The sequence below is a fragment of the Pseudomonas cucumis genome (genome assembly GCF_030687935.1).
Taxonomy (GTDB): Bacteria; Pseudomonadota; Gammaproteobacteria; order Pseudomonadales; family Pseudomonadaceae; genus Aquipseudomonas; species Aquipseudomonas cucumis.
Genome location: NZ_CP117454.1, coordinates 5568735 through 5584873, shown reverse-complemented (window position 1 = coordinate 5584873; position 16139 = coordinate 5568735). Strand labels below are relative to the sequence as shown.

Annotated in this window: 14 protein-coding genes; 13 read left to right on the top strand and 1 reads right to left on the bottom strand. The window is 60.6% G+C overall.

The window, feature by feature from the left end; translation table 11 throughout:
- The first annotated feature begins 37 nt into the window (after nt 1–37).
- Genes PSH97_RS25425 through PSH97_RS25415 form a run of 3 tightly spaced genes read left to right on the top strand, consistent with a single transcriptional unit; the run spans nt 38 to nt 2491 of the window.
- Nucleotides 38–1057 carry an aminoglycoside phosphotransferase family protein gene (locus tag PSH97_RS25425; RefSeq protein ID WP_305447131.1) on the top strand — a complete coding sequence of 340 codons (1020 nt, stop codon included), beginning with the start codon at nt 38–40 and terminating at the stop codon, nt 1055–1057.
- Nucleotides 1054–1725, top strand: coding sequence for an N-acetylmuramate alpha-1-phosphate uridylyltransferase MurU (murU, locus tag PSH97_RS25420; RefSeq protein WP_305447130.1), 672 nt, complete (start codon nt 1054–1056; stop codon nt 1723–1725). Before PSH97_RS25425 ends, murU begins: the two co-directional genes overlap by 4 nt.
- A 1-nt stretch (nt 1726) precedes the next feature.
- The gene (locus tag PSH97_RS25415) at nt 1727–2491 is read left to right on the top strand and encodes a TerB family tellurite resistance protein (protein ID WP_305447129.1); all 765 of its coding nucleotides are present in this window, start codon (nt 1727–1729) and stop codon (nt 2489–2491) included.
- A 139-nt stretch (nt 2492–2630) separates the two neighbouring features.
- On the opposite strand, the gene PSH97_RS25410 is transcribed toward PSH97_RS25415, so the two are convergent.
- The gene (locus PSH97_RS25410; protein ID WP_305447128.1) at nt 2631–3623 is read right to left on the bottom strand and encodes an alpha/beta hydrolase family protein; all 993 of its coding nucleotides are present in this window, start codon (nt 3621–3623) and stop codon (nt 2631–2633) included.
- A gap of 71 nt (nt 3624–3694) precedes the next feature.
- On the opposite strand from PSH97_RS25410, the gene PSH97_RS25405 reads away from it, so the two are divergent.
- The 10 genes from PSH97_RS25405 (at nt 3695) to trpE (ending at nt 16089) form a co-directional block, all read left to right on the top strand.
- Nucleotides 3695–6091, top strand: coding sequence for a PAS domain-containing sensor histidine kinase (locus PSH97_RS25405; RefSeq protein WP_305447127.1), 2397 nt, complete (start codon nt 3695–3697; stop codon nt 6089–6091).
- Between the two features lie 84 nt (nt 6092–6175).
- Nucleotides 6176–6805 (top strand): response regulator, encoded by a 630-nt coding sequence (locus PSH97_RS25400; protein WP_003210977.1) that lies wholly within the window; start codon nt 6176–6178, stop codon nt 6803–6805.
- 265 nt (nt 6806–7070) lie between these two features.
- The gene (locus tag PSH97_RS25395) at nt 7071–8195 is read left to right on the top strand and encodes an ABC transporter ATP-binding protein (RefSeq protein ID WP_030130015.1); all 1125 of its coding nucleotides are present in this window, start codon (nt 7071–7073) and stop codon (nt 8193–8195) included.
- Between the two features lie 48 nt (nt 8196–8243).
- Nucleotides 8244–9287: an ABC transporter substrate-binding protein gene (locus PSH97_RS25390; protein WP_305424880.1), complete on the top strand. Its 1044-nt coding sequence runs from the start codon at nt 8244–8246 to the stop codon at nt 9285–9287.
- Nucleotides 9288–9485: 198 nt separating this feature from the next.
- Nucleotides 9486–10733 (top strand): ABC transporter permease, encoded by a 1248-nt coding sequence (locus tag PSH97_RS25385; protein WP_305424882.1) that lies wholly within the window; start codon nt 9486–9488, stop codon nt 10731–10733.
- 12 nt (nt 10734–10745) lie between these two features.
- A complete protein-coding gene (locus tag PSH97_RS25380; protein ID WP_095052684.1) occupies nt 10746–11570 on the top strand; it encodes an ABC transporter permease in 825 nt (274 codons plus the stop codon).
- Nucleotides 11571–11810: 240 nt separating this feature from the next.
- Nucleotides 11811–12959 (top strand): iron-containing alcohol dehydrogenase, encoded by a 1149-nt coding sequence (locus PSH97_RS25375; RefSeq protein ID WP_305447126.1) that lies wholly within the window; start codon nt 11811–11813, stop codon nt 12957–12959.
- A gap of 86 nt (nt 12960–13045) precedes the next feature.
- A complete protein-coding gene (gene rpe / locus PSH97_RS25370; protein WP_305447125.1) occupies nt 13046–13720 on the top strand; it encodes a ribulose-phosphate 3-epimerase in 675 nt (224 codons plus the stop codon).
- On the top strand, nt 13717–14535 hold the full coding sequence (locus PSH97_RS25365; protein ID WP_305447124.1) for a phosphoglycolate phosphatase: 819 nt from the start codon (nt 13717–13719) through the stop codon (nt 14533–14535). Before rpe ends, PSH97_RS25365 begins: the two co-directional genes overlap by 4 nt.
- A 72-nt stretch (nt 14536–14607) precedes the next feature.
- On the top strand, nt 14608–16089 hold the full coding sequence (trpE, locus tag PSH97_RS25360) for an anthranilate synthase component I (RefSeq protein ID WP_305447123.1): 1482 nt from the start codon (nt 14608–14610) through the stop codon (nt 16087–16089).
- Nucleotides 16090–16139: the final 50 nt, after the last annotated feature.

Below are 16139 nucleotides of genomic sequence, written 5' to 3'. Positions count from 1 at the left end.
ACCCGCTTGACGGCTAGCGCCGTCGGAGACCCTTGCAATGCCTGACCAAGATGTACGCTTGCAACACCTGAAAGTTTGGCTCGATGAACAGTTGGCTATCCTCTTTGCAGCACAAGGTTGGGGCGCCGTGCCCCCGGCCACGTTGACTGCGGCCAGTAGCGACGCGAGTTTTCGGCGCTATTTCCGCTGGGAAGGCGAAGGCAGAAGTTTCGTCGTGATGGACGCGCCGCCGCCCCAGGAAAACTGCAAACCCTTCGTGGATATCGCTTTTTTGCTGGCGAAATCCGGAATAAACGTGCCGAAAATTCATGCCGAAGACCTTGAGCGTGGTTTTCTTTTGCTCAATGACCTGGGCAACAAGACCTACCTGGACGTGATCGACAGCGAAAACGCCGACGATTTGTTCAAGGATGCCCTGCAGGCGCTGCTGGCTTTTCAGCAGTTGCCGATGGTGGCGCCGCTGCCAAGTTATGACGTGGCGCTGTTGCGTCGCGAGCTGGAATTGTTCCCCGAGTGGTACGTGAAGCGCGAACTGGGTATCGAGTTCGACTCGGCGCAGCAAACGCTCTGGCAACAGGTCAGCGACTTGCTGATCGACAGCGCTCTGGCTCAACCCAAAGTCCTGGTGCATCGCGACTACATGCCGCGCAATCTGATGCTCAGCGAGCCAAACCCCGGCGTACTGGATTTCCAGGACGCGGTCTACGGTCCGGTGACGTATGACGTGACCTGCCTGTTCAAGGATGCGTTCCTCAGCTGGCCTGAAGAGCGTGTGCGTGGCTGGCTGGAGGATTACTGGCAGCAGGCAGGCGCGCTCGACATCCCGGTTCAGCCAGACTTTGAAGACTTCCTGCGCGCCAGCGACCTGATGGGCGTGCAGCGGCATCTGAAAGTCATCGGCATTTTCGCCCGCATCTGCCATCGCGATGGCAAGCCACGCTACCTCGGTGATGTGCCGCGCTTCTTTGCTTATATAGACGCGGTCATCGCCCGTCGCCCTGAGCTGGCGGAGCTGGGTGAATTGCTGGCCAGTCTGCGTGCTGGAGCGACTGCATGAAGGCGATGATTCTGGCGGCGGGTAAAGGCGAGCGCATGCGTCCGCTGACCCTGACCACGCCAAAACCGCTGGTTCGCGCCGGTGGAGTACCCCTGATCGAATATCACCTGCGCGCCTTGGCGGCTGCAGGGTTTAGCGAGATCGTGATCAACCATGCCTGGCTCGGTCAGCAGATCGAAGACTATCTGGGCGATGGTTCGCGGTATGGCGTGAGCATTCAGTACTCGGCGGAAGGTGAGCCGCTGGAGACCGGTGGGGGTATTTTCCGTGCGTTGCCGTTGTTGGGTGACGAAGCTTTTGTGGTGGTCAATGGTGACATCTGGACCGACTACGACTTCGGTGTGTTGCATCAGCCCATCGCCGGGCTCGCTCATCTGGTATTGGCGGACAATCCGGCGCATCACCCGAGTGGAGATTTCACTTTGGTCGATGGCCATGTGCAGGACGGTCGGCCGGATACCTCAACCCTCACCTACAGCGGCATCGCCGTGCTGCACCCGCAGCTGTTTGACGGTTGCTCGGCCGGGGCCTTCAAGCTTGCGCCGCTGCTGCGCAAAGCCATGGCTGACGGGCAAGTGACCGGCGAACGCCTGAACGGGCATTGGGTGGATGTCGGCACTCACGAACGCCTGGCTGAAGTAGACACTCTGATAGAAGCGAGACGCTGACATGTTGTGGCCAGGGACTCTGATTGGAGCCGGAGCGGGCTTTGCCATAGCCAGCATTCCGGGGGCCATGCTCGGTGCTTTGTTGGGACAGGCGCTGGACCGGCGCTTGCACCTGCAGAGCTGGGCGCATTTATGGGAAAAACTCGGTGGTCGCTCGGTACTGCGCAACGATGAACTGCTGTTCGTGTTGCTGGGCCGATTGGCCAAGAGCGATGGGCGGGTAGTGGATGGGCACATCCAGCAGGCGCGGCAGGAAATGCGCTCGCTGGAGATGACCGAATCGGCGCAACGTCGGGCGATAGCGGCATTCAATCGTGGTAAGTCGGGACATGATCGGTTGCGCGGTTACCTGCGACGCCTGAGTGCTCAACCCCATGCGGCGGAAGGTGTTTTGCGTGCCTGTTGGCGGATGGTCTGGGCCGATGGCCGCGCCGGTAGCAGTGAGCGCGAGCTGATTGCCCAGTGGGGCAAATGGCTGGGATGGACGCAGCAACAAATCCAGGCACTGGCGAGCGACTACGAGCCGAAACGCCCATTGGCCAGTGGCGCCGTGACTTACCAGGACGCCTTGCGGCTATTGGGCGTGTCGGCGACCAGTGAGCCGGCGCAAATCAAGCGCGCCTATCGACGCCTGCTCAGTCGTCATCACCCGGACAAAATTGCCGGCAGCGGTGCGACGGCGTTGCAGGTTCGTGAGGCCACGGACAAGACTCGTGAATTGCATACTGCTTATACGTTGATTCGTGAGCGGCGGGATTTTCGGTAGCAACAACGATTTGTGTCGCCAAGGATGCCGCCATCGCGGGCAAGCCCGCTCCCACAGGTTTTATGTCGATAGCAAAAATTGCGTACGACTCAAATTCTGTGGGAGCGAGGCTTGCCCGCGATGAGGACGACTCGGTCTATCAGTCCGCCACAGGCTGCGGATTCAACCAACCCCGCACCCGACGGACCAATTGCTCTTGCTCGGCCTTGGCATTCCCCGGCAAAGCCTTGAGCGATACCTGGCTGAACCCCGAAGTTTTCAAGCGCTTGCTGGCCTGCAAACGTTCCAGCGCCGCGTTACGGTCCACCGGCTTATCCATATAGAAGATATCTGCGGTAGGCAGCTTCAAGGTAGGTGTGAGTTCAGCCAGCGCCGGCGTCGCTGTAACAGGCGTCTGCGCGGCGACCATCACCAACTTTTCGACTTGCGATGGCTGCTTTTCGCTCAGATAACGCGCGGCCCAATAAGCACCGGTGCCATGACCCAGCACGACGATGCTGCGAGCGCTTTGTTGTTCGGCGTAGGCGATGGCTGCATCGATGCGGGCGAAGATTCGCTCCGCGTCGGCTTTGGCTTGTTCATCGGTGGTTTCGACGATGGCCTTGTCGGCCACATCCGCTTCGCCGCCGGCCACCTGTTCGATGGGCGCCGCGGTCGTGGCGTCTTTGCTGCCGGCATCAGGCTTTTTGGGCGCTGGCGCGACTTCGACGATACGTGGCGCAATGACTTCGCTTTGCAGGTCCGGCAAGGTGATACTCAGGCTGCTCCACTCGACGTCCGGCAACTTGCGCCGCAATGGGCTGATCGCTTGCGGCCAGTCAACGGTTTCACCGGCGCCCGGGATGATAATCACCGCGCCTTTGGGTTCGGCGGTATTGGCCGGTTTCCACAAGGCGAGAAAGCTGTCGGTGCCGGCTTGCAGTTGTTGCTGTTCCTGCGCAGGGATTTTTCGCTCAAGTGCTGCCGCTTCTTCCTGACTACGCTCAAGCAGCGGCTGGCGTTCGACCGGTTTTTCTTCTGCGGGGGTTTCCGCAGCGGCAGGCGCCGGGTCGGCCGCCTCGACGGAAAACGCGCAAGGCAGGATCAACGACAGGCACAATGCTGGCAGTGCCAGGCGGTAGACAGGGGGCATCGGATATTCCAGGCCAGAAGTTAATCCGGCAGCCTAATGGGTTGGTCAGTATTTGTCAGTGTGAGACTTCGATGATGCATTTTCGCTGCCTGTGGGTTATCGGCTGTTTGTGGTTTCCCTTGATGGGCTGGGCGGCGCCCGCGCCACCGGCGCACGTCGTGCACCTGTCGCCAGCGCAACAGCAATGGCTGGCCCAGCATGGCGAGTTGCGGGTCGGAGTGGTGTTGCAAACGCCCTATGCCCAATACGATCGCCGCTTGCAGCGCCTGTCCGGGGTTAACGTCGAACTGATGAAGTGGCTGGCCAAGGCGCTCAAGATCGAACTGAGCTGGCGCAATTATCCTGATCTTGCGCAACTGGAAGCCGCCGCCCGTGAAGGTGACATCGATATCGCGCCGGGGCTGACGCAAACCCCCGCGGGTTTGCGGTTCTGGCAATTTTCCGACCCTTATATGCGGGTGCCGCAACTGGTGGTTAGTGACCAGAAGAGCACCGGTGCGGTAGAGCTGGAAAAGCTCGACAGCCAGACTCGCGTCGCTGTGCGCATGCCCAGCGTCACTGCCGATTATTTGCGCAGCAATTATCCTCATCTGAACCTGCAAGGCGTGCCTCTGGAACGCCAGGCGCTGCAACTGTTGTTGAGTCAGCAGGCCGGTTATGCCGTGGTCGATGAAGCACAGTTCGGGCGTCTGTCTGCCGAGCCTGAGTTCTCGGGGTTGGCCGTGGTGGGCGATATCGGTTTCCCGCAACTGCTGCGAGTGGCCACGCGTCGGGACTGGCCGGAGTTGGCCGGGATTGTCGAAAGCGCACTGCGGGCGATCCCGGCCAAGGACCTCGAACAACTGCACAATCAATGGCTGCAACCCAAGTATCCGCGACTGTCCGAGTCGCCGGGTTTTTGGCAAAACCTCAGCCTGCTCTTGGTGGTGTTGCTGTTGAGCTGCATGGCCATTGTGTTTTGGCAACGTCGCCAACAACACAGCCTGGAGCAACGATTGCTGGCGGCGCGCGAAGACATTGCCCTGCGCGAGGCCAGCGAAGAGGCCTTGCGCCTCACGCAGTTTTCCATCGATCAGAGCACCGTCGGCATCCTCTGGGTCAACTGGGACAGCCATGTGCGCTATGCCAACCGAGCGGCCGAAACCATGCTCGGCTACCCGGCAGGCGGGATCATTGATCGACCATTGATCGACTTCGAGCCCGGCTTGCACATGGACCGCTGGCTGAGCCTGTGGAAACGCGCCCGGGCCAGTGAAGAAGGGCCGCAAAGTTTCGAAACCAATTGCGTGCGAGCGGACGGCAGTATTCTGCCGGCGGATGTTTCGTTGAGCTTCTTGCGCTTTCGCGATGGCGAATACCTGGTGGTTTACCTCAATGATGTCACCGAGCGTCGTCGCGCCCTGGCCGCGTTGCAGGAAAGCGAGGCGCGGCTGCAAGGGATCGCCGCCAACGTCCCCGGCCTGGTCTTTCGTCTGGAGCGCGCGCCGGTGACCGGGCAGATCGACTTTGCCTACATCAGTGAAGGCAGCGAGAGCCTGGTGGGGTACTCGCCGGCCACTCTGGCCCATCGGGACAAAGGCCTGCGCAGTCTGGTGCACCCGGACGACAAAGCCAGTTATCACCAGACTCAGGATCATGCGCTGGACACCGACAGCGACTGGTCGTGGCAGGGGCGGATCCTGACCCGTCAGGGTGAGCAGCGTTGGGCCGAGATCAAGGCCATCACCCGCCGCCTCGAAGACGGCGCCTATGTCTGGGACGGGATCGTCTGGGACATCACCGAGAGCAAGCGCATCGAACTGGAACTGGCCAGCTCCCGCGAGCAATTGCGCGAGTTGTCCGCCCATCTGGAGAGCGTGCGGGAAGAGGAAAAGGCGCGCATCGCCCGGGAAGTTCACGACGAGCTGGGTCAGATGTTGACCGTATTGAAGCTGGAAACGTCCATGTGCGAACTGGCCTACGCCCAGCTCGACCCGGGCCTGCACGAGCGCTTGAACAGCATGAAGCGGTTGATCGCTCAGCTGTTTCAACTGGTGCGCGACGTGGCCACGGCGCTACGGCCGCCGATTCTGGATGCCGGGATTGCGTCGGCGATCGAATGGCAGGCGCGGCGGTTCGAAGCGCGCACGCAGATTCCGTGCCTGGTGCAAGTGCCGGATAACCTGCCGGTGCTCAGCGATGCCAAGGCCATCGGGCTGTTCCGGATCCTTCAGGAAGCGCTGACCAATGTCATGCGCCACGCTCAGGCGCATACTGTTGAACTGACGCTGACCCTTGAGGGCAATGAACTCTGTCTGACTGTCAGCGATGATGGCGTAGGATTTGTCGCCGGCACTGGCCGGCCGACATCCTTCGGTGTGGTCGGCATGCGTGAGCGGGTGTTGATCATGGGCGGGCGGTTATCGCTTGAGAGTGAGCCGGGGGAGGGGACGACCCTGACGGTGCGAGTGCCGCTGGACGAAGCCTGATGGTTTTAAGTTGTTTGGACTGGCGTCTTCGCGGGCAAGCCCGCGATTGATCTTGGCTCTGACATAAGAAGAATGGAGAAGAACGTGATCCGTGTACTGGTAGCCGAAGACCACACCATCGTTCGCGAAGGCATCAAGCAATTGATCGGCCTGGCCAAGGACTTGCTGGTGGTCGGGGAGGCGAGCAATGGCGAGCAGTTGCTCGAGACCTTGCGCCATGTTCCCTGCGAAGTGGTGTTGCTGGATATCTCCATGCCCGGCGTTAACGGCCTGGAAGCGATCCCGCGGATTCGCGCCTTGAACAATCCCCCGGCGATTCTGGTGTTGTCGATGCACGACGAAGCGCAAATGGCCGCTCGGGCGTTGAAGGTTGGCGCCGCAGGCTATGCGACCAAGGACAGCGATCCGGCATTGCTGCTGACGGCAATCCGCAAAGTCGCGGCGGGCGGGCGATACATCGACCCGGACCTGGCCGACCGTATGGTTTTCGAAGTCGGCCTGACTGATTCGCGGCCGTTGCACTCGTTGCTGTCGGAGCGTGAGTTCTCGGTGTTTGAACGCCTGGCCCAAGGCGCCAATGTCAACGACATCGCCCAACAACTGGCCCTGAGCAGCAAAACCATCAGCACCCACAAGGCGCGGCTGATGCAGAAACTCAACATCACCTCCCTGGCCGAACTGGTGAAGTACGCGATGGAGCACAAGCTCCTCTGAATCTTTATGCGCTCCTACAGGGGCCGTGTCGGCATGTCCATTTGCGACATGCACACAAAGCCGCTTTTGCCTGTTCTTGCGGCTTGCAGCTCACCGCCTGTCGCGATCCAGAATCGACATATCCATCCCCGCCATCCTTGTAGGGCAATCCCTACCCCCAACCTTCCATCCGGCTGAGGCGATTCTCTCCTGCGCCCCGATTTGCGCCGCTCCCAGCGTCCACTAGGCTTAGTCCACAGCAGTCATCAATAACAAAGGTGTGGGTATGAGCCAGGTTGATTCAAGCGCAGGGGCCAGCGATATTCTGGTCAGCTTTCGTGGAGTGCAAAAGAGCTACGACGGCGAGAACCTGATCGTCAAAGACCTCAACCTGGATATTCGCAAAGGCGAATTCCTCACCTTGCTCGGGCCGTCCGGCTCCGGCAAGACCACCAGTCTGATGATGCTCGCCGGTTTCGAAACGCCGACCGCCGGGGAGATTCAACTGGCCGGGCGTTCCATCAACAACGTGCCGCCGCATAAACGCGACATCGGCATGGTGTTCCAGAACTACGCGTTGTTTCCGCACATGACGGTCGCCGAGAACCTGGCGTTCCCGCTGACCGTGCGCGGCTTGAACAAGAGCGATGTCAGTGACCGGGTCAAACGTGTTTTGAGCATGGTTCAGCTCGACACCTTCGCCCAGCGTTATCCGGCGCAACTGTCCGGCGGCCAGCAACAGCGTGTGGCCTTGGCCCGTGCGTTGGTGTTCGAACCGCAACTGGTGCTGATGGACGAACCTCTCGGCGCACTGGACAAACAACTGCGTGAACACATGCAGATGGAAATCAAACACCTGCACCAGCGCCTCGGTGTGACCGTGGTCTACGTGACCCACGACCAGGGCGAAGCCCTGACCATGTCCGACCGCGTCGCCGTGTTCCACCAGGGCGAGATACAGCAGATCGCGCCACCGCGCTCCCTCTATGAAGAACCGAAGAACACCTTCGTCGCCAACTTCATCGGCGAGAACAACCGTCTCAATGGCCGCTTGCACAGCCACACCGGTGACCGTTGCGTGGTTGAGCTCGGTCGCGGTGAAAAGGTTGAAGCCCTGGCGGTCAATGTCGGCAAGACCGGCGAACCCGTCACGCTGTCGATTCGCCCGGAGCGTGTGAGCCTCAATGGTTCGAGCGAGTCCTGCGTCAACCGCTTCTCAGGGCGGGTGGCGGAATTTATCTATCTGGGCGACCACGTCCGGGTTCGCCTGGAAGTCTGCGGCAAGACCGACTTCTTCGTGAAACAACCGATTGCCGAGCTCGATCCCGCGCTCGCTGTCGGCGATGTGGTACCGCTTGGCTGGCAGGTCGAACACGTTCGCGCGCTCGACCCACTTCTAGAGGCGCATTGATCGCCCCCCTGCTTCACCAACACTAACCCTGCAGTTGGAGAACAATAAATGTTGAGATCCCTGAAATTCACCGCTTTGGTCATGGGCATGATCGGCGCGGCACACGCAATGGCGGCGGGCCCGGACCTGACCGTGGTGTCCTTTGGCGGGGCGAACAAGGCGGCGCAGGTCAAGGCCTTCTACGCACCGTGGGAAGCAGCGGGCAACGGCAAAATCATCGCTGGCGAGTACAACGGCGAGATGGCCAAGGTCAAAGCCATGGTCGACACCAAGAGCGTGTCCTGGGACCTGGTGGAAGTTGAATCGCCAGAACTGTCCCGTGGTTGCGACGAAGACATGTTCGAGCAACTCGACCCTGCGCTGTTCGGCAAGACCGAAGACTACGTCAAAGGTGCTATCCAGCCATGCGGCGTGGGCTTCTTCGTGTGGTCGACCGTGCTGGCCTACAACGCCGACAAGCTGAAAACTGCTCCGACCAGTTGGGTCGATTTCTGGGATACCAAGAAATTCCCGGGTAAACGCGGCCTGCGTAAAGGCGCCAAGTACACCCTGGAGTTCGCATTGATGGCTGACGGCGTTGCGCCGAAAGACGTCTACAAAGTGCTGGCCGGCAAAGACGGTCAGGACCGTGCGTTCAAGAAGCTCGATGAGCTCAAGCCGAGCATCCAGTGGTGGGAAGCCGGCGCACAACCGCCGCAATACCTCGCCTCCGGTGACGTGGTCATGAGCTCGGCCTACAACGGCCGGATCGCGGCGGTACAGAAAGAAAGCAACCTGAAAGTGGTATGGAACGGCGGTATCTACGACTTCGACGCATGGGCGATTCCAAAAGGCCTGGATAAAACCCGCGCTGAAGCGGCGAAGAAATTCATCGCGTTCTCGGTGGCTCCGCAGCAGCAGAAGACTTACTCGGAAAACATCGCTTACGGCCCGGCCAACACTCAAGCCGTGCCATTGCTGTCCAAGGATGTCCTGAAAGACATGCCGACCACCCCGGAAAACATCGCCAACCAGGTGCAGATCGACGTCAGCTTCTGGGCTGACAACGGCGAGCAACTGGAGCAGCGCTTCAATTCCTGGGCTGCCAAGTAACCACGCCACACGGGACGACGGTTCACCGGATGATCGTTCCCACGCTCTGCGTGGGAATGCCGCCCGGGACGCTCCGCGTCCCTGTGACGCAGAGCGTCACTGGATGCGTTTCCACGCAGAGCGTGGGAACGATCAGCACCAAAAGTTCGAGGCGGCGTTTGCCACCTTTGCAATGATCAAAGATTTCCGGAGTACGCCATGGCTATCGCCGTTCCCGTGAACGCGGGCACTGACCCCACCTTGAAGCAGCGGCTCAAGCACGCCGAGCGGATCAACCGCTGGAAAGCACAAGCCTTGATCGCGCCGTTGGTGCTGTTTCTGTTGCTGGTGTTTCTGGTGCCGATCGTGGCGCTGCTCTTCAAAAGCGTCGGTAACCCGGAAGTGGTCGGCACCATGCCGCGCACCGTGGCAGCCATCGCCAGTTGGGATGGCCGAGGCCTGCCGGCAGAGCCTGTGTACAAGGCCGCCAGCGAAGACCTCGCCGAAGCCCGCAAGAATCAGACCTTGGGCGACTTGTCCAAGCGCTTGAACATGGAGTTGGCCGGCTACCGCAGCCTGCTGACCAAAACCGCACGCGCCTTACCGTTCGCCACCGAACCGGCCTCCTATAAAGAAGCGCTGGAAGGCCTCGACGAGCGCTGGGGTGATCCGGCCTATTGGCAGGTCGTGCGTCGCAACACCAGTAACATTACGCCTTATTACCTGCTGGCGGCCGTCGATCACCGTATCGACGACCTGGGGGAAGTTGCCCCGGCCACCCCCGATCAGGCGATCTACCTCGATATCTTCGCCCGCACCTTCTGGATGGGCCTGATCATCACCCTGATCTGCCTGGTGCTGGCCTACCCGCTGGCCTACCTGCTGGCGAACCTGCCATCGCGGCAAAGCAACCTGTTGATGATTCTGGTGCTGTTGCCGTTCTGGACCTCGATTCTGGTGCGGGTCGCCGCGTGGATTGTGTTGCTGCAATCGGGTGGCTTGATCAACAGCGGTCTGATGGCCATGGGCATTATCGATAAGCCGCTGGAGCTGGTGTTCAACCGCACCGGGGTCTACATCTCGATGGTGCACATCCTGCTGCCGTTCATGATTCTGCCGATCTACAGCGTGATGAAAGGCATCTCGCCAACTTACATGCGTGCAGCGATTTCCCTCGGCTGCCACCCGTTCGCCAGTTTCTGGCGGGTGTATTTCCCGCAGACCTATGCCGGTGTCGGCGCCGGTTGCCTGTTGGTGTTCATCCTTGCCATCGGCTACTACATCACCCCGGCATTGCTGGGCAGCCCGAACGATCAGATGGTCAGCTATTTCGTCGCCTTCTACACCAACACCAGCATCAACTGGGGCATGGCGACCGCGCTCGGTGGGCTGTTGCTGCTGGCGACCGTGGTGCTTTATCTGATTTACAGCTGGCTGGTGGGCGCCAGTCGCCTGCGCCTGAGCTAAGGGGAGAATGAAATGCTGAGTCCTTATATGTCGCCCATTGAACGGGTGTGGTTCTACAGCTTGCGGATTCTCTGCGGCTTGATTTTGTTGTTCCTGATCTTGCCGGTGCTGGTGATCATTCCGCTGTCGTTCAACTCGGGGAGTTTTCTGGTCTATCCGCTGCAAGGCTTCTCGCTGCACTGGTACCAGGACTTCTTTGCTTCGGCGGAATGGATGCGTTCGTTGAAGAACAGCATGATCGTGGCCCCGGCAGCGACAGTACTGGCGATGATCTTCGGTACGCTGGCGGCGATCGGCCTGACCCGGGGTGATTTCCCGGGCAAACCGCTGGTGATGGCGCTGGTGATTTCGCCGATGGTGGTGCCGGTAGTGATCATTGGTGTGGCCAGTTACCTGACTTTTGCCCCCTTGGGATTTGGCAACAGCTATATCTCGCTGATCGTCGTGCACGCCGTATTGGGTGTGCCGTTTGTGATCATCACGGTATCGGCGACCTTGCAGGGGTTTAACCAGAACCTGGTGCGGGCCGCTGCAAGCCTGGGGGCTTCGCCGCTGACCGCGTTTCGGCGGGTGACCTTGCCGTTGATTGCGCCGGGCGTGATTTCCGGTGCGCTGTTTGCCTTTGCCACCTCATTCGATGAAGTGGTGGTGACGCTGTTCCTCGCCGGTCCCGAACAAGCGACCTTGCCTCGTCAGATGTTCAGCGGCATCCGCGAAAACCTCAGCCCGACGATTGCGGCTGCCGCGACGCTGTTGATTGCCTTCTCGGTGATCCTGTTGCTGACGCTGGAGTGGCTGCGCGGGCGCAGCGAAAAACTGCGCACCGCACAGGTCTGACGTGGTCCCCTGTAGGAGCTGCGGAAGGCTGCGATCTTGATCGTTCCCACGCTCCGCGTGGGAATGCAGCCCGGGACGCTCTGCGTCCCATCGAGAGCCGAACGCGGAGCGTCCGTTGAGGCGTTCCCACGCAGAGCGTGGGAACGATCGACCTCGATCATTCACCAACTTAATAGCAGACAAACCCCAATCCCCAGCTACTATTGTGCCCAGCTCCCCTATCTATAAGAGGCTGCGCACATGAGTCTTTCCTCTTTCAAAATCGCTCACAAACTGATCACCGGCGCAGGTGCCATCGAGCAACTGGCGGCTGAGCTCACACGCCTGGATGTCGACAACCCGCTGATCGTTACCGACGCTGCGCTGGTCAAGTCCGGCACGGTAGAGCTGGCGCTGGCGCAGCTGGGCGAGCGCAGTTACGAGGTTTTCGACCGGGTGTTGCCGGACCCGGAAATCGCCATCGTCGAAGATTGCATGCGGGTTTACCGTGAAGGCGGGCATGACGGGCTGATCGGCCTGGGCGGTGGCAGTGCCATCGACATCGCCAAGAGTGTTGCAGCCTATGCCGGTTACCACGGCGCGCTGGAGGATTTGTTCGGCGTCGATCAGGTGCCGCGCAAAGGCCCGCCGCTGATCGCCATCCCGACCACCGCCGGCACCGGTTCGGAAGTGACCAACGTGGCGATCCTCTCCGACAAGGTCGCGCAGTTGAAGAAGGGCATTGTCAGCGATTATCTGTTGCCGGACGTGGCGCTGGTCAGCCCGCAAATGACCCTGACCTGCCCGCGCAGTGTCACCGCTGCCAGTGGCGTCGATGCGCTGGTGCACGCCATCGAGTCGTACCTGTCGCTCAATGCCTCGCCAATCACCGACGCCTTGGCCATTGGCGCGATCAAGCTGATTACCAGGGCGCTGCCCAAGGCCTACGCCAATCCATCCCATCTGCAAGCCCGCGAAGACATGGCCACCGCCAGCCTGATGGCCGGCATGGCATTCGGCAATGCCGGGGTCGGCGCAGTGCATGCGCTGGCGTATCCGCTGGGCGGGCGGTTCAATATTGCCCATGGCGTCAGCAATGCCTTGCTGCTGCCGTATGTCATGACCTGGAACAAGATGGCTTGCGTGGAGCGTATGCAGGATATTGCCGAGGCCATGGGGGTGAAGACTGCTCATTTGAGCGCGAACGAAGCGGCGGACAAAGCTGTGGAGGCGATGACCGAGCTGTGCGCAGCGGTGGAAATCCCGCTGGGCCTGCGCAGTTTCGGGGTGCCCGAGGGCGCAATCCCGGCGATGGCCGTGGAAGCCGCCGGCATCGAGCGCCTGATGCGCAACAATCCGCGCAAGCTGAGCACCGTCGATATCGAGAAGATCTACCGAGCGGCCTATTAGTACCCAATCATCGCAGCACGGTGCGCGCGTCAAAGCATGAGGTATACAATGCGCGCCATCGTGATTCTGCTCAAAAAAGGTGCGTCATGCAGCCCTTCGTCATTGCTCCGTCGATTCTCTCCGCCGACTTCGCCCGCCTGGGCGAGGAAGTGGACAACGTCCTGGCCGCCGGCGCCGACTTCGTGCACTTCGATGTCATGGACAACCACTACGTGCCAAACCTGACCATCGGCCCGATGGTGTGTGCCGCGCTGCGCAAGTACGGCGTGACCGCGCCGATCGACGCGCACCTGATGGTCAGCCCGGTGGATCGCATCGTCGGTGATTTCATCGAAGCCGGTGCGACCTACATCACCTTCCACCCGGAAGCCACGCAGCACGTCGACCGTTCCCTGCAACTGATCCGCGAAGGCGGCTGCAAGGCGGGCCTGGTGTTCAACCCGGCAACCCCGCTGGACGTGCTCAAGTACGTGATGGACAAGGTCGACATGGTGTTGTTGATGAGCGTCAACCCGGGCTTCGGCGGGCAGAAGTTCATTCCTGGTACCCTCGACAAGCTGCGTGAAGCGCGGGCGCTGATCGATGCTTCCGGGCGTAACATCCGCCTGGAAATCGACGGTGGGGTGAACGTGAACAATATTCGCGAAATCGCTGCGGCTGGCGCCGACACCTTCGTGGCTGGCTCGGCGATCTTCAATGCGCCGAACTACCAGGAAGTGATTGAAAAAATGCGCTCCGAACTGGCTCTGGCTCGCCCATGAGTGGTTTTGAGCAGCTGTTCCCCGGGCGTCTGCCGCGGCTGGTGATGTTCGATCTGGATGGCACGCTGGTCGATTCGGTCCCCGACCTCGCGGCGGCTGTGGATAACATGCTGCTCAAACTCGGGCGTCAACCGGCCGGTATCGAATCGGTGCGGGAGTGGGTTGGCAACGGCGTGCACATGCTGGTGCGCCGGGCCTTGGCCAACCACATCGACGGCGAGGGTGTCGATGAGGTCGAGGCCGAGCATGCCCTGGAATTGTTCAACGGCTTTTATGAGGACGGTCACGAACTGACGGTGGTTTACCCCGGCGTGCGCGACACCCTCAAGTGGCTGAACAAACAAGGCGTTGAAATGGCGTTGATCACCAACAAGCCGGAACGCTTCGTCGCACCGCTGCTGGATCAGATGAAGATCGGCCGCTACTTCAAATGGATCATCGGTGGCGACACCCTGCCGAATAAGAAACCTGACCCGGCCGCGCTGTTTTTCGTAATGAAAATGGCCAACATTCCGGCATCGCAATCGTTATTCGTCGGCGACTCGCGCAGCGATGTGCTGGCGGCGAAAGCGGCGGGGGTCAAATGCGTAGCCCTCAGTTATGGCTATAACCACGGTCGGCCGATTGCCGAAGAATCGCCGGCGCTGGTGATCGATGATCTGCGCAAACTAATTCCCGGTTGCCTGGATCCGGCCGCTGAGATAACGTTGCCCGACGCTGTTCAATCCCCTCCTGGAAACGCCATCGTGGTGGTCACTCGCAAACTCTGGATGAAAGTCATCAAGGCCCTGGCCCGCTGGCGTTGGCGCGCCTGACTTGTTCCTGGCCGGTTATCCGGCGCGTTTGCATACCTGACTGTTAGACCCTCAAGCCACGAGGCTACCCCCATGATCCGCGAAGAATTCCTGCGATTGGCCGCTGCCGGCTACAACCGCATCCCGCTTGCCTGCGAAACCCTGGCCGACTTCGACACGCCGCTGTCGATCTACCTGAAACTGGCCGACGAGCCCAACTCCTACCTGCTGGAGTCGGTGCAGGGCGGCGAGAAATGGGGCCGCTATTCGATCATTGGCCTGCCGTGCCGCACCGTGCTACGGGTTCACGATCACCACGTCAGCGTGACCCACGACGGCGTCGAAATCGAAAACCACGATGTTGAAGACCCGCTGGCCTTCGTCGAAGCCTTCAAGGCACGCTACAACGTGCCGACCATCGCCGGTCTGCCGCGCTTCAATGGCGGTCTGGTGGGCTACTTCGGTTATGACTGCGTGCGTTATGTGGAGAAGCGTCTGGGCAAATGCCCGAACCCGGATCCGCTGGGCGTGCCGGACATTCTGCTGATGGTCTCCGACGCGGTAGTGGTGTTCGACAACCTCGCCGGCAAGATGCACGCGATCGTCCTGGCCGATCCGGCGCAGGAAGATGCCTTCGAGCAAGGTCAGGCGCGTCTGCAAGCGCTGCTGGAACAACTCCGTCAGCCGATCACTCCACGCCGTGGCCTGGACTTCAGCAAGCAGCAATCGGCTGATCCGGTGTTCCGCTCGAGTTTCACCCAGGACGATTACGAAAAAGCCGTCGACACCATCAAGGAGTACATCCTGGCCGGTGACTGCATGCAGGTCGTGCCGTCCCAGCGCATGTCGATCGACTTCAAGGCTGCGCCTATCGATCTGTACCGGGCGCTGCGCTGCTTCAACCCGACGCCTTACATGTACTTCTTCAACTTCGGCGACTTCCACGTCGTCGGCAGTTCGCCGGAAGTGCTGGTGCGGGTCGAAGACAACCTGATCACCGTGCGACCGATTGCCGGCACTCGTCCGCGAGGCGCCAACGAAGAGGCTGATCTGGCGCTGGAAAAAGACCTGCTGTCGGATGACAAGGAAATCGCCGAGCACTTGATGCTGATCGATCTGGGGCGCAACGACACCGGTCGCGTCTCGGAGATCGGTTCGGTGAAACTCACCGAGAAGATGGTGATCGAGCGTTATTCCAACGTGATGCACATCGTGTCCAACGTTACCGGCCAATTGAAGGCCGGGCTGACGGCGATGGACGCACTGCGGGCGATCCTGCCGGCCGGCACACTGTCTGGCGCGCCGAAGATTCGCGCGATGGAAATCATCGACGAACTGGAACCGGTCAAGCGTGGCGTCTATGGCGGCGCGGTCGGTTACTTCGCCTGGAACGGCAACATGGACACTGCGATTGCGATCCGTACCGCGGTGATCAAGAACGGCGAACTGCACGTGCAGGCCGGTGGCGGCATCGTGGCTGACTCGGTGCCGGCACTGGAATGGGAAGAAACCCTGAACAAGCGCCGCGCCATGTTTCGCGCCGTGGCCTTGGCCGAGCAAACCCCGGACACCTGAGTTCACCGATAGCCCTGTGGGAGCGGGCTCATTTCAAAAAAACGCGGCGC